The 22,904-nt window shown below is 73.9% G+C and carries 21 protein-coding genes; 3 read left to right on the top strand and 18 right to left on the bottom strand.

What is annotated here, in order from left to right; translation table 11 throughout:
• Positions 1-19: 19 nt before the first annotated feature.
• From eboE to ABZ793_RS02430, 16 genes are all read right to left on the bottom strand, one after another.
• Positions 20-1,210 carry a metabolite traffic protein EboE gene (eboE, locus tag ABZ793_RS02505; protein ID WP_357450752.1) on the bottom strand — a complete coding sequence of 397 codons (1,191 nt, stop codon included), beginning with the start codon at positions 1,208-1,210 and terminating at the stop codon, positions 20-22.
• Positions 1,210-2,076 carry a TatD family hydrolase gene (locus ABZ793_RS02500; protein ID WP_357450749.1) on the bottom strand — a complete coding sequence of 289 codons (867 nt, stop codon included), beginning with the start codon at positions 2,074-2,076 and terminating at the stop codon, positions 1,210-1,212. Before ABZ793_RS02500 ends, eboE begins: the two co-directional genes overlap by 1 nt.
• Complete coding sequence (locus tag ABZ793_RS02495) at positions 2,076-2,696, bottom strand: EboA domain-containing protein (RefSeq protein WP_357450746.1); 621 nt, start codon at positions 2,694-2,696, stop codon at positions 2,076-2,078. Before ABZ793_RS02495 ends, ABZ793_RS02500 begins: the two co-directional genes overlap by 1 nt.
• A gap of 38 nt (positions 2,697-2,734) precedes the next feature.
• The gene (locus tag ABZ793_RS02490; protein ID WP_357450743.1) at positions 2,735-3,655 is read right to left on the bottom strand and encodes a sugar phosphate isomerase/epimerase family protein; all 921 of its coding nucleotides are present in this window, start codon (positions 3,653-3,655) and stop codon (positions 2,735-2,737) included.
• Positions 3,652-4,557, bottom strand: coding sequence for an SCO3242 family prenyltransferase (locus ABZ793_RS02485; protein ID WP_357450740.1), 906 nt, complete (start codon positions 4,555-4,557; stop codon positions 3,652-3,654). The genes ABZ793_RS02490 and ABZ793_RS02485 overlap by 4 nt, the downstream gene beginning before the upstream one ends.
• Positions 4,541-5,701, bottom strand: coding sequence for an inositol-3-phosphate synthase (locus ABZ793_RS02480; RefSeq protein WP_357450737.1), 1,161 nt, complete (start codon positions 5,699-5,701; stop codon positions 4,541-4,543). The genes ABZ793_RS02485 and ABZ793_RS02480 overlap by 17 nt, the downstream gene beginning before the upstream one ends.
• A gap of 483 nt (positions 5,702-6,184) precedes the next feature.
• On the bottom strand, positions 6,185-7,423 hold the full coding sequence (locus ABZ793_RS02475; protein ID WP_357450734.1) for a Gfo/Idh/MocA family oxidoreductase: 1,239 nt from the start codon (positions 7,421-7,423) through the stop codon (positions 6,185-6,187).
• 20 nt (positions 7,424-7,443) lie between these two features.
• Positions 7,444-8,499, bottom strand: a complete 1,056-nt coding sequence (locus tag ABZ793_RS02470) for a substrate-binding domain-containing protein (RefSeq protein WP_357450731.1) — start codon at positions 8,497-8,499, stop codon at positions 7,444-7,446.
• 139 nt (positions 8,500-8,638) lie between these two features.
• A complete protein-coding gene (locus tag ABZ793_RS02465) occupies positions 8,639-9,751 on the bottom strand; it encodes an ABC transporter permease (RefSeq protein ID WP_357450728.1) in 1,113 nt (370 codons plus the stop codon).
• Positions 9,748-11,259: a sugar ABC transporter ATP-binding protein gene (locus tag ABZ793_RS02460; protein ID WP_350712276.1), complete on the bottom strand. Its 1,512-nt coding sequence runs from the start codon at positions 11,257-11,259 to the stop codon at positions 9,748-9,750. Before ABZ793_RS02460 ends, ABZ793_RS02465 begins: the two co-directional genes overlap by 4 nt.
• 113 nt (positions 11,260-11,372) lie before the next feature.
• Complete coding sequence (locus ABZ793_RS02455; RefSeq protein WP_357450725.1) at positions 11,373-12,551, bottom strand: ROK family protein; 1,179 nt, start codon at positions 12,549-12,551, stop codon at positions 11,373-11,375.
• A 345-nt stretch (positions 12,552-12,896) separates the two neighbouring features.
• Positions 12,897-14,006: a YihY/virulence factor BrkB family protein gene (locus ABZ793_RS02450; RefSeq protein ID WP_357450722.1), complete on the bottom strand. Its 1,110-nt coding sequence runs from the start codon at positions 14,004-14,006 to the stop codon at positions 12,897-12,899.
• 64 nt (positions 14,007-14,070) lie between these two features.
• Entirely contained in the window at positions 14,071-14,880 is an 810-nt protein-coding gene (locus ABZ793_RS02445) for an ABC transporter permease (RefSeq protein WP_357450718.1), read from the bottom strand.
• A gap of 10 nt (positions 14,881-14,890) precedes the next feature.
• Entirely contained in the window at positions 14,891-15,691 is an 801-nt protein-coding gene (locus ABZ793_RS02440) for an ABC transporter permease (protein WP_357451458.1), read from the bottom strand.
• Positions 15,692-15,831: 140 nt separating this feature from the next.
• Complete coding sequence (locus tag ABZ793_RS02435) at positions 15,832-16,020, bottom strand: DUF397 domain-containing protein (protein ID WP_357450715.1); 189 nt, start codon at positions 16,018-16,020, stop codon at positions 15,832-15,834.
• Positions 16,011-16,814, bottom strand: a complete 804-nt coding sequence (locus tag ABZ793_RS02430; protein WP_357450712.1) for a helix-turn-helix transcriptional regulator — start codon at positions 16,812-16,814, stop codon at positions 16,011-16,013. Before ABZ793_RS02430 ends, ABZ793_RS02435 begins: the two co-directional genes overlap by 10 nt.
• A gap of 431 nt (positions 16,815-17,245) precedes the next feature.
• On the opposite strand from ABZ793_RS02430, the gene ABZ793_RS02425 reads away from it, so the two are divergent.
• Complete coding sequence (locus ABZ793_RS02425; RefSeq protein WP_350712262.1) at positions 17,246-17,491, top strand: flavin reductase; 246 nt, start codon at positions 17,246-17,248, stop codon at positions 17,489-17,491.
• 56 nt (positions 17,492-17,547) lie between these two features.
• Here ABZ793_RS02425 and ABZ793_RS02420 read toward each other — a convergent pair whose 3' ends face one another.
• Positions 17,548-18,087 (bottom strand): hypothetical protein, encoded by a 540-nt coding sequence (locus ABZ793_RS02420; protein WP_357450707.1) that lies wholly within the window; start codon positions 18,085-18,087, stop codon positions 17,548-17,550.
• Between the two features lie 110 nt (positions 18,088-18,197).
• Positions 18,198-19,130, bottom strand: a complete 933-nt coding sequence (locus ABZ793_RS02415) for an ABC transporter ATP-binding protein (RefSeq protein ID WP_357450704.1) — start codon at positions 19,128-19,130, stop codon at positions 18,198-18,200.
• A 567-nt stretch (positions 19,131-19,697) separates the two neighbouring features.
• Here ABZ793_RS02415 and ABZ793_RS02410 point away from each other — a divergent pair.
• Together ABZ793_RS02410 and ABZ793_RS02405 are read left to right on the top strand one after the other, a co-directional pair.
• Positions 19,698-21,833, top strand: a complete 2,136-nt coding sequence (locus tag ABZ793_RS02410) for a TRAP transporter fused permease subunit (RefSeq protein WP_357451455.1) — start codon at positions 19,698-19,700, stop codon at positions 21,831-21,833.
• On the top strand, positions 21,830-22,849 hold the full coding sequence (locus ABZ793_RS02405) for a TAXI family TRAP transporter solute-binding subunit (RefSeq protein ID WP_350712264.1): 1,020 nt from the start codon (positions 21,830-21,832) through the stop codon (positions 22,847-22,849). The genes ABZ793_RS02410 and ABZ793_RS02405 overlap by 4 nt, the downstream gene beginning before the upstream one ends.
• Positions 22,850-22,904 lie beyond the last annotated feature (55 nt).

The following is a 22,904-nucleotide window of genomic DNA, read 5'->3' as shown; positions in this document are numbered from 1 at the left end:
TTCACTCGCAGACGCTCGCTCATGTCGGCACCTCCGCCGGACGGGCCTCCGGAGCCAGGCCGAGGGCGACCAGCTCGGCGTGGGCGAAGGCCAGCTCCGCGGCGATCCCGGCGGCCAGCTCCGCGTCGGTGCCCGGCCGCCGCGCCGCCGGCAGCACCCCCCAGGTGTACGTCTCGACGTCGAGGTGGTCGCAGCCCGCCTCGGGCCCGGCGTAGAGCGCGGCCAGCGCGGCGCGCAGCACCGGCAGGGTGGAGCCGAGCGGCGGTTCGGGCGGGGCGTGCAGCGGCACGTGGTAGTGCACCCGCCACGGCCCGGGCAGCCGCGCGGCCAGGGCGGCGTCCAGGTCGTCGGCGGCATGGGCGGGGTGGGCCGGATCCGCCGCCCCCGCGCAGCCGGCCGCGCGGGTCTGGTGCAGGAAGCGCGGCTCCACCCAGCGATGCAACGCCGCCGTCGCCTCGGCCGGCGCCTCGATGGCGGCCGAGACCTGCACCTTCACCACCGGCAGGCCGGCGGCCCGCAGCCGGCGCAGCGCGTCGGCCGGCTCCTCCCAGGCGCAGGCGAGGTGGGCGAGATCCAGGCAGACGCCGAGGCGGTCGGTGTCCACGCCGGACAGTGCCGCGACGGCCTGTCCGGTGCTCTCCACCACGCAGCCCGGCTCCGGCTCGAAGCCGACCCGGACCGGTCGGCCGGTGTCCCGCTCGACGGCCGTGAGACCGGCCGCGAGCTGGTCGAGCCGGCGGCGCGCGGCGTCCGCCCGGCCGGCGTCCCAGGGCCGCCGCCAGGCCAGCGGCAGGGTGGAGACCGAGCCCCGGGCCGCGTCGTCCGGCAGCAGGTCGGCGAGCACCCGGGCCAGGTCCAGGGTGTACGCGAGCCGCCCGCCCGTGGTCCAGTCCGGGTGGTAGACGTCGCCCTTGACCACCGGCGCCTGGAAGGCCGCGTACGGGAAGCCGTTGAGCGTGACCACCTCCAGCCCCCGGACGGTCAGCTCGGTACACAGCCGGCGACGGGCCGCCGGGTCGGCGGCCAGCTCGGCGGCGACCGGGGCGGCCAGCCACAGCCCGAGGCCGAGCTGGTCCGCGCCGACCGCCTCGCGGACGGGCACGGCGTAGGTGTCCAACTGGCGGAGGATGCCGGCGAGGTCCTCGGCGGGGTGCACGTTGGTGCAGTAGCCGAGGTGGACGGTGTCGCCGCCGGCGTGCCGCAGCCGCATCAGCTGCCGCCGCGCAGGATCGAGTTGCCGGCCCAGGTGCCGGTCGGCGGGTCGACGTCGGCGCGGTCCAGGTCGGCCAGGTCCAGCCGCCCGGACTGGCCGTAGAACTCGACCGGGTTGCGCCACAGCACCCGGTCGACGTCGTCGTCGGTGAAGCCGGCCAGCAGCATCGCCTCCCCCGTGGCCCGGGTGAGCAGCGGGTCCGAGCGCCCCCAGTCGGCCGCCGAGTTGACCAGCACCCGCTCGGTCCCGTACGCCCGCAGCAACTCCACCATGCGCGGCGGCGACATCTTGGTGTCGGGGTAGATGGAGAAGCCCAGCCAGCAGCCGGTGTCCCGGACCAACTTCACCGTCACCTCGTTGAGGTGGTCGAGCACCACCCGGCCCGGCTCGATGCCGGACTCGGCCACGACGGCGAGGCTGCGCTCGACGCCCCGGGCCTTGTCCCGGTGCGGGGTGTGCACCAGCGCCGGCAGGTCGTGCGCCACGGCCAGGGCCAGTTGGGCGGCGAAGGCGTCGTCCTCCTCCGGCGTCATCGAGTCGTAGCCGATCTCGCCCACCGCCACCACGCCGTCCTTGTCGAGGTAGCGCGGCAGCAGGTCGAGCACGGGGCGGCAGCGCGGGTCGTTGGCCTCCTTCGGGTTCAGCGCGACCGTGGCGTGGTGGCGGACCCCGAACTGCCCGGCCCGGAACGGCTCCCAGCCGATCAGCGAGTCGAAGTAGTCGGCGAAGGAGGCGGCGCTGGTGCGGGGCTGGCCGAGCCAGAACGCCGGCTCCACCACCGCCCGGACGCCGGCCGCGGCCATCCGCTCGTAGTCGTCGGTGGTCCGCGAGGTCATGTGGATGTGCGGGTCGAAGATGCGCATCACGCCTCCCTGGCGGTGATCGGGACGGGACCGGTGGTGAGCCGGCCGAGCAGCGCGGTGGCGTCGGCGGGCATCGTGCGGCCGGCGGCCTGCCGCTCGGCGGCCAGCCCGGCGAGCATCGCGGCGAGTTCCGCGTCGGCGCGGGCGTCGAGGTCGTGCACCACGGCCAGCGGCACGCCCGTGAACACGCACTTGAGCACCGCCTGCCGCCAGGCGGCCGGGTCGAGGTGCCGGGCGTACGGGCCGAGGGCGGCGGCGACCAGCCGGGTGTCGTTGGTGCGGATCGCGTCGTGCAGCAGCGGCACCCCGGCCGCGCCGATCGGCAGCAGCGGCAGGGCCTTGAGCACGGCCCGCTTCTCGGCGGCGTCGCCGTGGCGGTAGAGCGACTCGGCGTGCGGGGCGTGGTCGGCGGGCAGCGCGGTCAGCAGCAGCGCCCGGGCCGCCTCGTCGGCGCTCCAACCGGCCGGCTCCGTCAGCGGGGCCCGGCCGCAGCGCCGGCCGGCAGCCGCGAAGAGCCCGCCGATCGCCGCCGGTTCCGCCGCCACCCGCCGCACCGCCGCGTCGAGCCAGTCGGGCTCGGGTACCCCCCGCAGCGCGGCCCGCAGTGAATCCGGTGTCATCCCGTCTCCTCTCTCGTGCTGCCCTGCGCGTGGCCCCGTCACCGATCCCGTTGCGCGGCTTCCTTCGTGGCGGTACGCAGGAAGTCGAGCGAGCGGGCGGCGACGGCGGGTGCGGCGTGCGAGTGCCGGGGCAGCTCCACGGCGACCAGCCCCCGGTAGCCGGCGTCGGCCAGGGCCCGCAGCACCGGCGGGAAGTCGATCTCGCCGGCGCCGAACTCCAGGTGCTCGTGCACGCCCCGGCGCATGTCGTCGATCTGCACGTTGACCAGGTGCTCGGCCACCTCGTGCACGCACGCCGGGACCGACCGCGGCTCCAGGCAGCGGCAGTGTCCGATGTCGAGGGTGATGCCGAAGTGGGCCGGGTCGCCGAGCGCGCCGCGCAGCCGGCGCCAGCCGGCGATGTCCTCGACCAGCATTCCCGGCTCCGGTTCGAAGCCGACGGTCACCCCGGCCACGTCGGCGGCGTCGACCACCGTCGCGCAGCCGGCGACCAGCCGGTCCCAGGCCGTCGGCGGCGGGACGGCGTCGGGGCGTACGCCGGCCCAGAAGGAGACGGCCTCCGCGCCCAGGTCGGCGCCGATCCGCACGGCCCGGCGCAGGAACTCGACGCGCCGCGTCGGGTCGTCGTGCAGCAGCGTCGGGGCGTGCTTGTGCCACGGGTCGAGCAGGTACCGCGCGCCGGTCTCGACGACCACGGCGAGGCCGAGCGCCGCCAGCCGGCGGGCGACGGCGGCCACCCGCCGCGCCAGCGCGGGCGCGAACGGGTCGAGGTGGTCGTGGTCCAGGGTGAGCGCGACGCCCTGGTAGCCCAGGTCGGCGATGACCGCCAGCGCGTCGGCCAGCCGGTGGTTGGCGAACCCGTTGGTCCCGTAGCCGAACCGCAGCCCGCCGTCGCCGCGGCCGGCCGCCCCGGCGCTCCGGGGCTCCTGGGCCGCGTGCCGGGGGCTCGGGGTGGTCATGTCGGGGAGACCTTCCGGGCCAGCCGGCGGCCCAGGGGCGCGGCCGCCGCCACCGCCAATCCGAGCAGCCCGGCGCCGGCGCGCGCGGCCAGGGCGCCCTGCAACGCGGGCAGCCCGGTGATCCCGGCCCCCACCGCCGCACGCACCCGGGCGGCGGAGGGATCGGCCACCACCCGGGCCTGGGCCGCGCCGTAGCGGGCCGCGTACGAGCCGGCCAGCAGGGCCGGCAGCATCTCGACGCCGGCCGGGCCACGCCGCCGGCGGGGCATCGCGCGACCGGCGGACCGGGCACGACCCGTCGGGACGGTGGCGGCGCCGGCGGCGACCAGGGCGGTGCCGGCGAGGGTACGCAGCGGCAGCGCCGCGTCGGCGCCGGTGACCTCCCGGCGGGAGAGTGCCGTGACCGTCCACGTGTGGGCGGCCACGGTGACCGCCGCCGGCACCGCCCGCAGCACCCGTCCACCCGTGGCGCCGAGCAGCACGTCCAGCCCCCGGCACGCGGCCATCACGGCCGGTCCGGCGGGGGTGTTCTTCGCCGCCAGGTCGTACCCCCAGACGGCGGCGGCGAGCGGGACGGCGACGCTCGCGGCGCGCCGGCCCCCGGCGGTGGCGGCCAGCGCGACCCCGGCGGCGGTGAGCCCGGCGGCGAGGCCGAGGGCCGTCCCGGGGGTGACCCGGCCGCTGGGGATGGGCCGCTCGGGGCGTTCGACGGCGTCCAGCCGCCGGTCGGCCCAGTCGTTGGCGGCCATTCCCGCCCAGTAGAGCAGCACGGACGCGGCGGCCAGGGCGGGCGTACGCCGGTCGAGCGCACCGGCCGCGGCCGCGCCGGCGACGACGTCGCCGGGCACCGAGAGCGCGGCCGGGGCCCGGACCAGCTCGGCGAGGTCAGTCGCGCGGGGCATCGGCACCTCCCGCGTGCAGCCGGCGGGCGAAGCCGCACAGCCGGGTCCACTGGTCGGCCAGCGAGTGGGTGGACGCGCCGAGCGGGTCCTTGAAGAAGAAGGCCAGGTCGTGCAGGGGGCCGGTGTGGCCGGCGGCGTGCGCGGCGGCGACGAGCCGGGCCAGGTCGAGCACCAGGGGCGCGGCCAGCGCGGAGTCGCAGCCGTGCCAGGTGAACTCCATCCGCATCCCGGTGCCGAGGAAGCCCGCGAAGGTGACCAGGTCCCACGCGGTCTTGAAGTCGCCCAGTTCCTCGACGTACTCGATCCTGGTGCCGCCCTGCGGGAGGTAACCGAGCGTCTCGCCGAGCACCCGTTGCTTGCTCTCCACCTTGGCCGCGTTGGCGGCCGGGTCGGCGAGGGTGGCGCCGTCGCCGCCGCCGAGCAGGTTCATCCCGGACCAGGAGCGCACCGCCAGGTGCCGCATCGCGAACATCGGCGCGAGCACCGACTTGACCAGGGTCTCCCCCGTCTTGCCGTCGTGCCCGGCGTACGGAATCCCGCGTTGCGCCGCCAGCGTGGCCAGGGCCGGCAGCCGCAGCCCGGTGGACGGGGTGAAGTCGACGTACGAACAGCCCGCATGCACCGCCGCGTACGCGTAGAGCGAACTGGGCGGCAGCACCTCGTCGGGACCGGCGAGCGCGGCCCGCAGCGTGTCCGGGTCGGCGTGCGCCGGGTGCGGTCGGGCGACCGGTTCGGTGGCCGAGACGTTGACCACGACCACCCGGTCCAGCTCGTGCCGGCCCCGGAAGTCGGTGAGGTCGCGTACGGTCGCGGCGGCCCGGTCCGCCTGGGTGCCGGCGGTGGGGGCCGCGCGCAGCTCGCGCTCGACGGCGGCCAGTTCGTCGGGGAGGGCGGCGACCAGCCGGCCGGGCAGCACGCCGGCGGCGGCGAGGGCCTCGGCGCGTTTGGCCACCGGGACGGTGGCGAGGTCGTGCCCGCCGAAGACCAGGTCGGTGAAGGCCGGCAGGGCGGGCCCACGCACGTCGGGCAGCTCGGTGACGCAGCCGGTCGGGCCGGTGAGCCCGGCTCGCAGGGCGAGCGCCCCGACGATGCTGGTGGTCGCGACCGAGCCGCGCGCCCCCACCAGCCAGACACCCGTACGCATGGTGCTCCTTCCCGTCAGGAGGGACCGGCCGTGCATTGGCTTACATGGATATCAAAAGTTTGTTCGGAAAGATACGGATCTGTACGGATGGGCCCCGTCCGCCGGCCGTACCGGGGGAGCCGACCGGCCCGGTGTCGACGTCGGCGGCGACGACGCCGGACCGACTCCCGGTGCGGGCGCGGACGGACGGGGCTGGCAGGCAGGGTCGGTCGGCGTCTCGCCCCTGCCTCCCCCGCATCCGCCGGTCGGGACGACGGCGCGCCCCGACCGGACGTCGTGGGGTGACGCGGCCCGGCGGGATCGCCGGGTGGTGGCGGTCCTCCGGTGCGACTGGGGAATCCCGGTCCGGCCGCACCGGACGACCGTCCTGCTCGTGCGCCACCGGGCCGTGGCGGCCCGGCTGCACGTCCTCCGGTGCCGACCTCGTCCCGGCCGCGGGGCGCAACCGCGGCCGGTCCCTCGCCGGTCGGCGCCGGAGGTGGCTCAGACGGCCACCGAGGCCAGCGCGGGCTCCACCTCCGTCCACGAGGAGCCCAGTTCCGCCGACCGGGCGACCGCGTCCAGCACGAGCTGGACCTGGAGCCCGTCGGCGAAGGAGGGGGCCGGGTCGACGCCGGTGGCGACCGCCTCGACGAAGTCCCGCATCTGGTGCGTGAAGGAGTGCTCGTAGCCGATGATGTGGCCGGGCGGCCACCACGCCGACATGTACGGGTGCTCCCCCTCTGTCACCAGGATGCGGCTGAAGCCCTGCTCGGCGGCCGGTCGCGTCGCGTCGAAGAACTCCAGCTCGTTGAGGCGTTCCAGGTCGAAGGCCACGGTCCCGAGGGAGCCGTTGATCTCCACCCGGAGCGCGTTCTTGCGGCCGGTGGCGAACCGGCTCGCCTCGTACGTGGCCAGCGCGCCACCGTCGAGCCGGGCCACGAAGACCGCCGCGTCGTCGACGGTGACCGTGCCGGTGGCCGGGCGGTGCCCGTCGGCGCCGTTGCCGTCGACCGCGCCCCCGTCCACCGTGGCCGCCAGCCCGCTCGACCCGCCCGGCAGCGGGCGCTCCTTGACGAACGTCTCCGTCACGGCGCTGACCCCGCTGATCCGCTGCCCGGTGACGTACTGGGTCAGGTCGATGATGTGCGCGCCGATGTCGCCGAGCGCGCCGGAGCCCGCCCGGTCCCGCTGCAACCGCCAGACCAGGGGGAACTGCGGGTCCACGATCCAGTCCTGCAGGTACGTCGCCCGGACGTGCCGGATCACCCCGAGCCGCCCGTCGGCGACGAGCTGGCGCATCATCGTGACCGCGGGCACCCGGCGGTAGTTGAACCCGCACATCGACCGCACGCCGGACGCCCGCGCCGTGGCCGCCGCGGCGGCCATCGCCCGGGCCTCGGCGACCGTGTTCGCCAGCGGCTTCTCGCACAGCACGTGCTTGCCGGCGGCCAGCGCGGCGAGGGCGATCTCGGCGTGGCTGTCCCCGGGTGTGCAGACGTCGACCACGTCGATGTCGTCCCGGGCGACGAGGTCGCGCCAGTCGGTCGTGTACGCCTCCCAGCCGAGCCGGTCGGCGGCGTCGGCCACCTTTCCGGCGTCCCGGCCGCAGATCAGCGCCATCCGGGCCCGTGTCGGCAGGTCGTACACCCGGTTCACGGTGCGCCACGCCTGCGAGTGCGCGGCGCCCATGAACGCGTAGCCGACCATGCCGACCCGCAGTTGCCTGTCTGTCGTGGACAAGGTGGGTCTCCCCCCGTGTGTCAGAACCCGAGCTTCAGGTAGTTGCCCGCGTTCTCCTTGGTGATCGTCTCGGAGGCGAGGACGATCTCCTTGGGCACCTGGAGTTCCACCAGGTCGGACATGCCCTTGCCCTGGCCGATCAGCCGGGCCAGGGAGATCGCCGAGGAGGCCATCGACGGGCTGTAGGTCACCGTCGCCTTGAGCACCGTGTTGTCGGCCTGGATGTCCTCCATCGCCTTCTTCGAGCCGGCGCCGCCGACCATGAAGAACTCCTTGCGGTTGGCCTGGTTGATCGCGGCCAGCACGCCGATGCCCTGGTCGTCGTCGTGGTTCCAGATGGCGTCGATCTTCGGCAGGGCCTGGAGCAGCTGCGCCGCCTCCTGCTGCCCGGAGTCGGCCGTGAAGCGGGCCGCGCGCCGGTTGGCGATCTTCAGGCCGTTCGCCGTCAGGGTGTCGACGAAGCCCTTCGACCGCTCCTGCGTCAGCTCCAGCTCGTCCATGCCGGCGATCTCGCCGATGACCGGGTTGCTGACGCCCTTGGCCTTGAACTGCTCGACCATGTAGGTAGCGGCGGCCACGCCCATGCCGTAGTTGTCGCCCTTGATCTGGAGCCGGTAGGCGCGCGCGTCGGGGAAGGCGCGGTCCAGGTTGACCACCGGGATGCCGGCCTTCATCGCCTCCAGGCCGAAGGCGTTGAGCTCCTTGCCGTCGTGCGGCAGCAGCACGATCACGTCGGGCTTCTGCGAGATGAGGGTGGACAGCGCCGCCCGCTGGGCCGCCGCGTCCGCGCCGGCCTCGACCGCCTTGAACTCCACGTCGGAGTACGCCCCGGCCTGCGCCTTGGCGTTGTTGGTGATGGCGGCGATCCAGCCGTGGTCGGCGGCCGGCGCGGAGAAGCCGATCGTCACCCGCTTGCCGGGCTCGCTGTTGCCGCCGGGGGCGCCCGCCGCCTTGGTCTGCGCCTCGGTGGGCTGTGTCTCGTTGCTGGTGCAGCCGGCGAGCAGCACGCCGGCGCCGACGGCGGCCCCGCCGAAGAGCAGCCGGCGGCGCGACACGTCGCGACTGTGCTGGGTCATGACGACCTCCTGGGTTCGCGGTGGTGGAGGAAACTCGCGGATCTGGACGGGACGAGGGCGTGCGGGGCCCGGCCACCGTCGCTCGGGTGGCCCGGACGCTGCGCGGATCGGGTGCGGTTGCCGGTGGTGCGGGTACGGGTCAGGTGGTGGTGAGCCGGTTGCGACCGAGGAACTGGGTGAGGCTGCGGAACTGGACCTGCTGGACCAGGACGGCGGCGACGATGATGCCGCCCTTGACCATGTTCTGGGCCTCGGTGGAGAGACCGTTGATGGCGAAGAGGTTGGTGATGGTGGCGAAGATGACCACCCCGAGCAGGGAACCGATGATGGTGCCCCGCCCGCCGCTGAGCAGCGTGCCGCCGATGATCGCGGCGGCGATCGCGTCCAGCTCGTAGAGGTTCGCCATCGCCGCCTGGGCCGAGTTGGCCTGGGCGGTGAGCATGATGGCGGCGATGCCGCAGCAGAGGCCGGAGAGCGCGTAGAGCAGCAGGGTGTGCCGCTTGACGTTGATGCCGGCGAGCCGGGCCGCCTCCGGGTTGCCGCCGACGGCGACCGTACGCCGGCCGAAGGTGGTGCGGTTGAGCAGCACCCAGCCGGCGGCCACCACGGCGGCGAGGATGTAGACCAGCAGCGGGATGCCGAGCAGGTCGTTGCTGGCGAGACCGTTGATGAAGGTGTTCTCCGACACCTGGGTCTGCTTGTTGGAGATCTCGGCGGCCAGGCCCCGGGCGGCCACCAGCATGGCCAGGGTGGCGATGAACGGCACCAGCCGGCCGTACGAGATGAGCAGCCCGTTGACGAGGCCGACCGCCATCCCGACGGTGAGCGCGCTGAAGATCATGCCGCCGGCGCCGTAGCTCTGGGTCGCCACCGTCGTGCACCAGACCCCGGCCAGCGCGACGATCGCCCCCACCGACAGGTCGATGCCGCCGCCGATGATCACGAAGGTCATCCCGACGGTGACCACGCCGACCACGGCGGCCAGCTTGAGGATGCTGAGGATGTTGTCCCACACCCAGTCCGGATTCGAGTACAGGTCGGATCGGGTGAGGGCGCCGATGACGACGAGCACCGCCAGCACGCCGAGCAGGGCGAGGTTGCGCCGGGCGCCCTCGCCGCCGTCGCCCCGCCACCAGGAGAGGCGCCCGGCGGTGGAGACCTTGTCGACGGCCGGCGGGTCCACCGGCGGGGACTGCGCCGGCAACTGCGCCGCCCGCTCCGGCGCTTCGGTGGAAGTAGGACCCTCGGTCATGCCGGTGCGCCTTCCATCAGGGACCCCGCCATGACGAGGTCGAGCACGGTGTTCTCGTCGAGTTCGCCGGCCGGGGCCTCGCGGACGACCCGCCCCTCCCGCATCACCAGCACCCGGTCGGCCAGGCCGAGCACCTCGGGGACCTCGCTGGAGACCAGCAGCACCCCGACGCCGCGGGCGGCCAGCCCCCGGACGACCTGGTAGAGCTCGGCCCGGGCGCCGACGTCGACGCCCCGGGTGGGCTCGTCGAGCAGCAGCAGCCGGGTGTCGCCGAGCAGCCAGCGCCCGACCACCACCTTCTGCTGGTTGCCGCCGGAGAGGGTGCGCACCGGCCGGCGTACGTCGCGGGGGCGCAACTCCAGGCTCTCGGCGATCCGGTTCGCCTCGGCCCGCTCCCGCCCGGCGTCGGTGAAGCCGGCGCGGGCGTAGCGGGCGAAGGTGGCCAGGGTGACGTTGCGGTAGACGGGCTCGCCCAGCAGCAGCGCCTGGCTCTTGCGCTCCTCGGGGGCCATCCCCATGCCGGCCCGCACCGCCGCGCCGACGCTGCCCGGGCGCAGCGGCCGGCCGGCCATCCGCACCGTGCCGGCGTCGGGACGGCGCGCGCCGTAGATCGTCTCCAGCAGTTCCGACCGGCCGGAGCCGACCAGCCCGGCGATGCCGACGATCTCGCCGGCCCGGACGCCGAGCGAGACGTCGGCGAACTCGCCGGCCCGGGTCAGCCCCTCGACCGTGAGCAGGTCCGCCCCGCCGGCCGGGTCCGCCGGGCGGTCCGGGAAGACGTACTCGATGGTGCGGCCGGTCATCCGGCTGACCAGGTCGCGGGTCGGGGTGCCGCGGGCCGGCAGGTTCGCCGCGGTGGTCCGGCCGTCCTTGAGTACGGTCACCCGGTCGCCGATCTCGCGGATCTCCTCCAGGCGGTGCGAGATGTAGATGACGGCGATGCCCTGCGCGGTCAGCTCCCGGATGATCCGGAACAGGTTGCCCACCTCGTCGTGGGCCAGCACGGCGCTCGGCTCGTCCATGATGATCAGCCGTGCCTCGTGGGAGAGCGCGCGGGCCATGCTGACCACCTGCTTGCCGGCGGCGGGCAGCGCACGGACCATCCGTCCGGGCGGGATCTCCGCGTGCCCCAGCCGCCCGAGGATCTGCCGCGTACGCCGGGCCATGTGTCCCCGGCGGACGAAGCCGAACCGGCGCGGCTCGTGGCCGAGGAACGCGTTCTCCGCGACCGAGAGGTCCTCGACCAGGTCGAGTTCCTGGTAGATCGTGGCGATGCCGGCGCGCATGGCGGCCTGCGGGTTGGCGAAGCCGACCGGCTGGCCGCGCCACTCGACCTGCCCCGAGTCGGGGCGGTGCACCCCGGCCAGCACCTTGATCAGGGTGGACTTGCCGGCGCCGTTCTGCCCGAGCAGGCAGTGCACCTCGCCGGCACGCACCTCCAACTGCACCCCGTCCAGCGCGCGTACGCCCGGGAAGGTCTTGACCACGTCGGTGAGGCGCAGGACCACCTCGCCCGCGACGGCGTCGGCTGGCGCCTCGACCAGCGGAGCGTCGGCGGGGACGACATCCGCCGGCGTGGCGGCGGCCGGCTTCTCGGGCACGTTCTCCTCCTCGCGCTCGTTCACGACGCCTCCGCGAAGGCCACGTCGCTGGCCAGGACGGCGGCGCCGGCCACGCCGGCGCGGGGCCCCAGCTCGGACAGGACGACCGGGAGATTGCCGGTGGCCAGGGGCAGCGACCGGCGGTAGACCACGCTGCGGATCTCGGCCAGCAGGATGTGCCCGAGCTGGGCGAGCCCGCCGCCGATCACGATCATCGACGGGTTGGTGAAGCTGACCAGCCCGGCCAGGACCCCACCGACCCGCCGACCCCCGTCGCGGATGAGCTGGATGCAGGTGACGTCGCCCTCGCCGGCGCCCTCCGCGACGTCCCGGGCCGTCACCGCGCCCCGCGCGGCGAGCCGCTCGGCCAGCGCGGGCGAGGTGCCGGCGCGCGCCGCAGCGGTCGCGTCCTTGGCCAGCGCGGCGCCGCTGAACAGGGCCTCCAGGCAGCCGAGGTTGCCGCAGGAGCACATCGGGCCGTGCGCGTCGACCTGGATGTGGCCGATGTCGCCGGCGCAGCCGTCGGTGCCCCGGTAGACCTCGCCGCTGAGGTAGATCCCGCACCCGATTCCGGTGCCGATCTTCACGAAGAGGAAGTCGTCCACGGAGTGGGCGACCCCGCCGTGCCGCTCCCCGATCGCCATGATGTTGACGTCGTTGTCGACCACCGCCGGGCAGCCGTGCTCGCGGGTGAGCAGCTCGCGCACCGGGAACCGGTCCCACCCCGGCATGATCGGCGGGGAGACCGGCACGCCGTCGCGGAAGCTGACCGGGCCGGGCACGCCGATGCCGACGGCGTCGAGCCGCTCGTAGGCGCCGTCCACCCGGGCCTTGTGCAGCAGCTCGTTGACCCGCTGGAGGGTCACCTTCGGTCCGGTGCGGATGTCGGCCGGCTCGGCGTACGCGGCGACCGGCTCCAGGCGGCCGTTGACCACCTCGACGTCGATGGAGCTGGCGCCGAGGTCCACGGCGGCGAACCGCAGGTGGGGGCTCAGCTCGACGAGGGTGGAGCGCCGGCCGCCCCGGGAGGCCGCGAGCCCCGCCTCGGCGACGTAGCCGAGCCCGACGAGCCGTTCCAGCTCGGCCAGCAGCCGGGGGCGGGGCATCTGCAACCGGTCGCCCAGCTCGGCCCGGGACACCGCCCCCTCGTCGCGGAGCAACCGCAGCAGCCGGACGTGCAGGGGGTCGACCGTCCGCACCGGACTCACCTCTTCCCGCGCCTCGTTCACATCGACGTATCACCGATGTGTTGTGTCCGACACAGTAGGAGCCTTCTGCGCCGGCTGTCCATACCTTCAGCACATCCAACGCCAACTTTTGTCAGATCGAGCAAAAGTCCCCGCAACCCCGCACGCCCGCACCCGCCCGCACACCCTCGGCGATCTTGCGGTTCGCGCCCGGGAAATGCGGCGCACCAGGGCGAGATCCGGGCCGAAAGTGCAAGATCGCGGGGCGCGGGAGCGTGGGGTGCGGGTGGGGGCAGAAGGGCGCCCCGCCGCCCGGGTGGGCGGCGGGGCGTGGTGGGGCTGGGGCTGGGGGTCGGGTCAGCGGCGGTTGGCGGCGTTCCGCTTCTTCCTGAGCTTGCGGTCGTCGCGCAGCTCGACGTAGGGCTCCTCGTCGGGCGAGTGGCCCGCCTCGATGGCGCGGCTGCGCTCCAGCTCGGCGTCGAACTCTGCGCCGAGGAGGATCGCGATGTTGCTCAGCCACAGCCAGATCAGGAAGATGATCACACCCGCGAGCGCCCCGTACGTCTTGTTGTACGAGCCGAAGTTGCTGACGTAGAGGGCGAACAGCCCGGAGATCACCAGCCAGATCACCACAGCCAGCACGCCGCCCGGGCTCACCCAGCGGAACCCGCCGTGCCTCGCGTTCGGGGAGGCCCAGTAGAGGATCGCGAACATCAGGCTGACCAGGAGCAGCAGCACGGGCCACTTCACGATGTTCCACACGGTCACCGCGGTGGAGCCCAGCCCGATCGCCTCGCCGACCTGCGCGGCGAAGCCGCCCGTGAAGACCACGATCACCGCGCTGGCCAGCAGCATCACGCCGATCACCGCGGTCACCCCGACGCGGATCGGCAGCGTCTTCCAGATCGGCCGCCCCTCCGGAACGTCGTAGATCGTGTTGGAGGCGCGCATGAAGGCGGCGATGTAGCCGGAGGCCGACCAGAAGGCGGCCAGCAGACCGAGGATCGCGGCGAGCCCGGCGAAGCCCCCGCTCTGCTGCGCCTGGTTGATCGCCCCCTCGACGATCTGCCGGATGTTCTCCTGCGGAACGGCCTGGTTGACGGTGTCCTTGACGCCCTGCGTCGCGCGCGGGCCGAGCAGGCCCAGGATCGAGACCAGCACCAGCAGGCCGGGGAAGATCGAGAGCACCCCGTAGTAGGTCAGGGCCGCCGCCCAGTCGGTGAGGTTGTCGTCCTGGAACTCCCGGAGCGTGCGCCGCAGCGCCGCCTTCCACCCGGTGCCCGGCAGCGCCGTCGGGCTCTCGGGGCCCTCGTCGGGCCCGACCGGGCCGCGCCCGGGGCCGTGCCGCCGCGCCGGATCCGGGCTGTGGTCGGCGCGGCCCGTCCGTCGGTCACCGCCCGCCCTGCCGGCGGCGCCGGAATCGTCGCGGTCGCGCCCGCCGCGGGCGGAAGACTCGTCGGAGGCCATCGCCCCTCCCTCTGGTCGGCTCATGTCCCCCCGACATGCCCCGGCAGCGGCGACGATTAACCACCTACCGGTAGAGCAACCTGCCCATCCGGCGCGAAGCGACCAGCAGGCCGACACCCAGCACCGCGAGCAGGTAGAGCACGTCGAGCACCCACGCCCAGCCGGCCGTGCCCACGGTGACGCCGCGGATCAGGTGCACCGCGCGGTAGAGCGGGGTCACCTCGACCACCCAGCGCAGCAGGGACGGGTACGCCTCGGCGGGGACGAACGTGCCGGAGAAGAGGAAGAGGGTGAACTGGGCCGAGCCCATCAGGTCGAAGTCCTGCCAACTGCGCATGAAGGTGGAGATCGTCATGCCGAGCGCGCCGAAGGCGAAGCCGACCAGCACCGCCGCCGGGAAGGCGACCAGGGCCCGGGCCACGGTGGTCAGGTCCATCCCCACCATCACCACGAGGAACGCGGCCGAGTAGGACCCGCCCCGCAGCATCGCCCAGCCCAACTCCCCGAGGGCGATCTCGAACGGCTGCACCGGGGTGGCGATCACCCCGTCGTACAGCTTCATGTACTTCATCTTGCCGAAGAAGTTGAACGTCGTTTCCGACAGCGCTCCGGTCATCGCCGACGAGGCGAGCATGGCCGGCGCGACGAACGCCGCGTACGTGACGACCTGGCCGCCGGGCAGCGTGAGGTCGCCGACCAGCGCGCCCACCCCGACGCCGATGGAGAGCAGGTAGAACAGCGGCTCCACGAAGCCGGAGACGAGCAGCAGCCAGTAGACGGACTTCAGGGCCGCGACGTTGCGCTCGGCCACCGACGTCGACCGGCGGGTCGCGGCGGCGACGTCGACCAGCCGGGGCAGGACGAGACTGACCACAGCACCCTTCCTAGACGACGAGCCGGCGGCGGAACGCGCGGCGGGCCAGCAACCAGCCGGCGACCGCCCAGGCCGCGAGGTAGAGCAGGTGGCCGGCGACCGACCACTGCGGAGCGACGCCGAGCGTCGCCGCCCGGCACAGGTCGACGCCGTGCCACAGCGGCGTCGCGTACGCCAGCCAGCGCAGCGCCGTGGGCAGCGACTCGACGGGGAAGAACACCCCGGCGAAGAGCGTCATCGGGATCACCGCGAAGCGGAGCAGCATCGCCAGCCAACTGTCGGTGGACACCACCGACGCGTACGCGAAGGTCGGGGCGGCGACGGCGAGGCCGAGCAGCGCCACCACCGGTAGCGTGGCCACCGCCCACGGCGAGCGCAGCGCCCCGAACAGCGTCATCACCAGCAGGAACGCCGCGACAGTGGTGAGCACCCGGAACAGCACGAACGCCAGGTGCCCGCTGAGGATGTCGCCCACCCGCAGCGGCGCGGCGCTCTGCGCGAAGTAGGTCTTGATCCACTGGAAGTTGCTGAACACCGGCCACGTCGACTCGCCGATCGCCGTCTGGAGGGCGGTCGACGCGATCAGGCCGGGCACGATCCACTCGAGATAGCGCACCCCGCCGACGCCCTGGTCGATGTAGGCCCCGACGCCGACCCCGAACCCGAGCACGGTCAGCACCGGCAGCAGGAACGACGAGAAGACGCCGGCCCGCCAGGTGCGCCGGTAGCCGACCAGGTAGTGCGCCAGAACCGCCAGCGCCGGCACGCGTGGCAGCGACGGCCGCGCCCGATCCCGCGCCTGTTGCGCCACGCTCACGCGACCACCCCCGTCCACCACGGCCTTCCTACCCCTGGGGTACGACAGGCCGCAGCCACCCTACGACCGGCGTACGCACCTGTCGTGGCAGTTTCCGCTCCGCGCGGGTTGTCTCCATTCCCTGGACAGGCGAGCTACCGCCGGGCGACGCCTGAGACGAACGCCCGCCAGGCGGCGGGGTCGAAGGCCAACACCGGACCGGCCGGGTCCTTGGAATCGCGTACGGCAACCACGCCGGGCAGGTTGTCGGCCACCTCCACACACGCACCACCTTGGCCGTTGCTGCGGCTGCTCTTGCGCCACCGGGCGCCGGTCAGGTCCATGTCTCCGCCACTTCCGCCATCAGATCGAGGGACTGCTGCTGCGATAGTGCCTCACCACGGATCGACTCCCAAACGTCGACCATCTGCCGCATGTACTCGGCGCGGTCGATCACCTGTCCGTGGAGTTGCCCCTCCAGGTAGACGACATCCTCCCCGTGCGGCGAGGTGGCGATCACGAAGGGCCCGTTGACCCCACCGTAGGCACCGGCGGAGAGCGGCACGACCTGAATTCGGACCCGCGGCAGGGTAGAGCCGAGCTTCACGAGATGGCGAAGCTGCTCGTTCATCACCTCTGGCCCGCCAATCCGGCGGCGCAGCACGTACTCGTCGACGACGGCGGTGAGCAGTGGCGGCCGGTCGAGGGTGAGCACGGCCTGGCGATCCAGGCGGGCCATCACCTGCTGCTCGATCTCGTCCGGCGCGAACAGGCCGGCACCGGTCAGCAGTGCGCGGGCGTACCCCTCGGTCTGCAACAGGCCCGGCACGCACAGCGGTTCAAACCAGCGCAGCGCCGTCGCCTCCGCCTCGATCCCGGTCCAGTCGCGGACCCACGGCACCACGGTCTCTCGGCTGATCCGTCTCTGGATGCGCTCGAAGCGTCCGTCCGCACCGAACACGGTGTCGCAGCGGCGGGCGAAGTCGAGGCTCGGCCGGCGCTCGCACGTCTCCACCTTGGCGACCAGGGCGCCCGAATAGCTCAGCGCCTCGGCCAGCGCGGTCTGGGACATGCCACTGGTGGCCCGGGCGAGCCGCAACTCCTCCGCGAAGTGGTCCAGCATGGACGAGCGTTCCACGGACAGCCTCCGTACATCCTCGTACCGCCAGGGCACGGCCGCCGTACGCCCTGGTCGTCGGCGCGCGGGACCTCCCACCGTAGTCGGGTCCTCACCAGACTGTCACGCAGCGGAACCGCTCACGGGATCGGACGGCGGGCGGAACCAGGCCGGGGGCGCCCGGAGACAACGAGGTCCAGGGCGCCCCCTCCCACCTCGACGGAGGCTCACCGCATGCGACTCAGGTTCTGGCGCTGCCGGCGTTCGACGCCACCCGCCACGCTCCCCCGGCGTACGCCCAACGACCGACCGGCGTGGGCGACCGCGCCGACGGAGGTCTTCCCGACCGATGTCCCGGGACGCCCGGGGCGGCTGACCCGGGCGCAGGAGTGGCGGGCGAACGGCGGCCACTGGCTACCGTCGCCGCGCCGGGCCGGGGAGGGCCCGCGCTGATGCCGCGCTACCGCCCGCACGTCGCGGCGCGCCCGTCCTGGCGCTGCCGGGTGTGCGGCGCCGCGTGGCCCTGCTCCCCGGCCCGGCTGGCGCTGCTCGGCGAGTACCGCGAGAACCGGACCGGCCTGCTGATCTACCTCGGCACGCTGATGTACGAGGCGACGGGCGACCTGGCCGACCTGAACGGGCAGGTCGTGCCGGATGGGCTGGCCGACCGCTTCCTGAGCTGGGCGAGGGCGCGATGACCAGCACGGCCGACCGGCTCGGCTCTGGTGGCACCGCGAGGCCGGGCGCGGGCCGGTCAGCCGCGGACCGCCCGCAGCAGCGACAGCACCGCGGAGCCGAGCAGCAGCAGCCCGGCGCCGGTGCCGACGACCAGGCCCGCCGACACCCCCGAGGTGAGCGCGGTGGCCAGCCCGGCCAGCGCGACGGCGCACATGGCGACGCCGAGGGGCCGCAGCAGCGGGTCGCGCAGCACCGGCACGAGGGGGAAGAAGTGCAGCCCCACCACGGCGCAGACCAGCACCGGGATGAACTCCGACCAGCCGGCGAGACCGAGCACGGCGGCACCCAGCCCGGCGGCGGCGAACTCGGCGACGACGATCAGCAGGTAACGGCGTTCGGCGGCGCGGTCCCGGGCGACGGCGGCGGCCCTCCGGCTCCGGGCCACCACGACCGCTCCGGCCACGGCGGTGAGCAGCGCCGCGCCGCTGGCGACGACGAGCAGGGCCCGCAACGGCTGGTCGGCGGCCGGCACGCTGAACCAGATGGTGGCGAAGACCCCCAGGTAGAGCGCACCCAGCCCGGCCTGGTGGCGGGACTGGAACTCCAACCTCGACATGAGACCCCCGTGCTCGTCGCCCGGCCGGCAACGTGCCGCCGGCCCGCCGATGCTACGGAACGAGTCGCAGGAGGCTGACGCCCCCCGCGCCGCCCGTGGACGTGCGCGACTCAGTCGACCAGGGTGCGGCCGGTGAGGTGGAGGAAGACGTCCTCCAGACTGCTGCGCCGGACCAGCACGTTGGCGGGGTGCAGGCCCAGCGCGCCGACCTCGGCCACGGCCGCGTCGCCGTCGGGGACGTAGAGCAGGATCCGGTCGGGCAGCACCTCGACCCGCTCCCCCAGGCCGTCGAGCTTGCCGGCGAACGCCTCCTGCGACTCGGCGGCGAACCGCAGCTCCACCACCTCCCGGGTGGAGTGCCGCTCGATCAGCGCGCGGGGCGAGCCCTCGGCGACGATCCGGCCGCCGTCCATCACGACCAGGCGGTCGCAGAGTTGCTCCGCCTCGTCCATGTAGTGCGTGGTGAGCACCAGCGTGACGCCCTGCTGCTTGAGCCGGAACAGCCGCTCCCACACCAGGTGCCGGGCCTGCGGGTCGAGGCCGGTCGTCGGCTCGTCCAGCAGCACGATCTCGGGCTCGTTGACCAGCGCGCGGGCGATGGTCAACCGCCGCTTCATACCCCCGGAGAGCGGCTCGACCTTGCTGTCGGCCCGCTCGGTGAGCTGGACGAAGTCGAGCAGCTCGGCGGAGCGGGCCCGGGCCACCCGGCGGGGAATGCCGAAGTAGCGCGCGTAGGTCGTGAGATTTTCCCGGACGGTCAGCTCCGGGTCGAGGTTGTCGAGCTGGGGGCAGACGCCGAGCCGAGCCCGGATGGCCGGCCCGTCGCGGACGGGATCCATGTCGAGGATGCGCAGCTCACCGCCGCTGGGCGGGGAGATGCACCCGATCATCCGCATGGTGGAGGACTTGCCGGCGCCGTTGGGCCCGAGGAAGCCGAAGGCCTCACCGGCGCGCACCTCGACGTCGATGCCGTCGACGGCGGTGAAGTCGCCGAACCGCTTCACCAGCCCCCGCGCCCGGATGAGTGGCTGAGGCGTGGTCACCGCCCGACCCTAACCGCCCGGTCCGACACGTCCCACCGGTTTGTCGGGCGGGACGCCCGACCCCGCCACCGGGACGCGCCGCGGGCCGACCGGGGCGGGGTCCCGCCGCCCCTCGGGCCGACAGGGGGCGGTGGCCCGACAGGGGCGGTGGCCAGGTAGGGAACCCCTCGGCGGCCGGATCGGCCGAGCGGGCGCACGGAGAGCGACGACACTACTCTCCGTCGCGGCGCCGCCGGGGCGGGCGTGCCCGCGTCGGCCGGCGGGCAGGGCGGAAGATCCGGAGGGCGTTGTCGGGACCATAGTGGACAAGACGGATTCAATCGCCGCCGGACATTCCGTATTGTCGCCAGTTCCGGGTTACATTCCGATCAAAAGGCGACCACAACCGCAGTATCTCTGCGTAATTGTCCACCCGTCGCCATTACCGGCTGCAATCATGGCCGGCAATATTCCCTAAGGTATGCAATTCGCGTATCGTGCCCCCTCGTGTCACCAGTACGTTCTTCCGGCGACCCCGCCCCACAGCCACCTTCCGTGGGCCCGGGATCCACCGTGAACGAAGACTTGATGCCGCTGCCACCGGAACCGCCCGACAAGACGGATTCCGCCGGCGCCGATCCGCGCGACCTCGCCGCCCAGTTCGAGGACGAGAAGCCGGGACGGGTCCTCTCCGGGCCGGTCGGCGTCCTGATCACCGGCACCACGCTCGCGATCGCGCTGCTCGCCCTCTGGCAGGTGTTCAGCCCGCTCTCGCAGGGCAGCAAGTTCTACCTCGTCATCTTCCTGGCCGGCGTCCTGCCGGTCGTCTTCCTGGCGTACCCGGCGGACCTGCGGCTGCCCGAGCGGCTGCGGCGCGGGGCCCGACGAGCGGACGGGGAGAGCCGGCCCGACACCGGCGACCGCGACGAGGGCGGGGGCCCGACCGTGGTCGACTGGGTGCTGGCCGCCGCGGCGCTGGTGAGCTGCCTCTACCCGGTGCTGCCGGTCCCCCTCGGCGACGGCGGCGGCGGGTACGACGCCTTCCTCGACCGGCAGGGCCTGCTGGTCGGGGTCGACGTGGCCATGGGCACCGTGTTGCTGCTCCTGCTGCTGGAGGCGTGCCGGCGCACCACCGGGTGGATCCTGCCGGCCGTCTGCCTGGTCTTCCTCGGCTACGGCTACTACGGCGGGCTGCTGCCCCAGTCCTGGCCGGTGGCCCACGCCGGCCTCGACTTCGGGCAGCTCGTCGACGCCTTCTACAACTCCGACAGCGGCTTCTACGGCACCCCGCTCGACGTCGCGGCGACGTACATCGTGCTGTTCACCATCTACGGCGCGGTGCTGGACCTCTCCGGAGCCGGGCGGTTCTTCGTGGAGCTCTCCGCCGCCGCCTTCCGGCGCTCCCGGACGGCGGCCGGCCGCACGGCCGTCGCCTCGGGCTTCCTGCTCGGCACCGTCTCCGGCTCGGGCGCGGCGACGACGGTCAGCATCGGCGCGGTCACCTGGCCCGTCCTGCGTCGGGCCGGCTACCCGCCGGAGCGCGCGGGCGGCATGCTCGCCGCGGCCGGCGTCGGGGCGATCCTGTCCCCGCCCACCCTCGGCGCGGCGGCCTTCATCATCGCCGAGTACCTGGGCGTGTCGTACCTCCAGGTGCTCGGCTGGGCCACCGTCCCGACGGTGCTGTACTACCTCGGCATCCTGCTCGCGGTCGAGATCGACGCCCGGCGCTCGGGGGTGCGCCCGGTGGTGCTCGACACCGCCTCCCCGTGGCGGCTGCTGGGCCGGTTCGGCTACCACTTCCTGTCGCTGCTCGCGATCGTCGTGCTGCTGGCCGTGGGCTTCTCCGCGACCCGGGCAGTCGTGGTGGCCACCGTCCTGGCCGCGGTGCTGTCCTTCCTGGACCGGCGGCACCGGCTCACCCCGGCCCGGCTGCTGGCCGCGCTGAGCGCCGGCGTGCGCGGGGTGCTCGCGGTGAGCGCGGTCTGCGCCGCGGCGGGCATCATCACCGCCACCACCACCAAGACCGGCCTCGGTCCGCAGGCCGCGGCGCTGCTGGTCAGCGGGGCCAAGGCCGTCAGCTCGGATCCGGCCGTGGTGCTGGCGCTCACCGCGCTGCTCGCCGCCGTCGCCCTCACCCTGCTCGGGCTGGCCGTGCCGGTCACCGCGTCCTTCGTGATCGGCTGGGTGATCATCGGTCCGGCCCTGCTGGACCTGGGCGTCACGGCGCCGGCCGCGGCGATGTTCGTCTTCTACTTCGCGGTCCTGTCCGAGGCCTCCCCGCCCACCGCGCTCGCCGCCGTGGCCGCCGCCGCCGTGACCGGCGGCCGGCTGGTGCCGACCATGTGGCAGACCCTGCGGTACGCCCTGCCGGCCTACCTCATCCCGCTCGCCTTCGTGGTCACGCCGACGGGCCTCGGGCTGCTCGGCATCGGGGGCGCGCAGCGGATCGCCGTGGCCGGGGTGGTGGCCGCCCTCAGCGTCGCCGTGCTGGCGGTGGCGGCGGGCGGCTGGCTGCCCGGCGTCGGCCCGGCCGGCACGCCGGAACGGATCCTCGGCGCGCTCGCCGGGCTGACGCTGCTCTGGCTCGAACCCGTACCCGTCGCCGTCGGCGCCGCCCTGGCTGCCGTCATGGTGGCGGGTGTGCTCGTCAGACGCGGCACCGCCGGCCCGACCGGCGTGCCGTCAGCAGGTGCAACGGTCACCCATGGGGAGGAGAAACAGTGAGACGGATCAACGTGCGGATCGCCGCGGGGGTGGGCACGCTGGCGCTCGTCGCGGCGGGCGCCGCCGGTTGCGGGGGGCGTCAGGACGGCGCCACCAAGGACGACGCCGCCAGCGAGATCACCTGCAAGGTCACCGAGAGCACCCGCGTCGGCATCGCCACCGGCAACGCCACCGGCGTCTACTACGTGGTCGGCAACGCCCTCGCCGGCCAGCTCTCCGGGGCGACCGACGGCAAGCTGAGCGGCACCGCCGCCGAGACCGGCGCGTCGGTGCAGAACATCGAGCAGCTCGTCGGCGGCCAGTACGACGTCGCCTTCTCGCTGTTCGACACGGCGGTCAACGCGGTGCAGGGCAAGGGCAGCTTCACCGCCCCGCAGCCGGTCGAGGCGCTCGCCCGGATCTACGACAACTACACGCAGGTCGTCGTGCGGGCCGACGCGGGGATCAACTCGGTCGCCGACATGAAGGGCAAGAAGATCTCGACGGGCTCCCCCAAGTCCGGCACCGAGGTCATCGCCAACCGCCTGCTGGAGGCCGCCGGCCTCGACCCGGCCAAGGACATCCAGGCGCAGCGGCTCGACCTGACCAAGACCGTCGAGGGCGTCAAGGACGGCAGCATCGACGGCTTCTTCTGGTCGGGCGGGGTGCCCACGGGCGGCGTGACCGACCTGTTCACCACGGCCGGCGACAAGGTGAAGTTCCTCGACATCACCCCGCTGCTGCCCAAGATGGCCGAGCTCAACCCGGCGTACCAGGCGGGGACCATCAAGGCGGACGTGTACAAGACGTCGGCCGACACCCCGACCATCGTGGTGCCGAACGTGCTGCTGGTCCGCAAGGACCTCAACGCGAACGTGGCCTGCGCGATCGCCCGGACGGTGTTCGACAGGAAGGACGCGCTGGCCCAGGCCAACCCGGCGGCCAAGGGCATCAGCCTCGACACCGCCCGCAAGACCGACCCCGTGCCGCTGCACCGCGGCGCGGCCAAGGCGTTGCAGGACCTCGGCGCGAGCTGACCCGTCGGTGCCGGGCCCGGGGCGTACCGCCCGGGGCCCGGCACCCTTCCGACCC

The sequence above is a fragment of the Micromonospora sp. NPDC047465 genome, from assembly GCF_040643125.1.
In the GTDB taxonomy this organism is placed as follows: Bacteria; Actinomycetota; Actinomycetes; order Mycobacteriales; family Micromonosporaceae; genus Micromonospora.
Note: the sequence above shows the minus strand (reverse complement) of the source record. Positions and strands in the feature narration are given on the sequence as shown.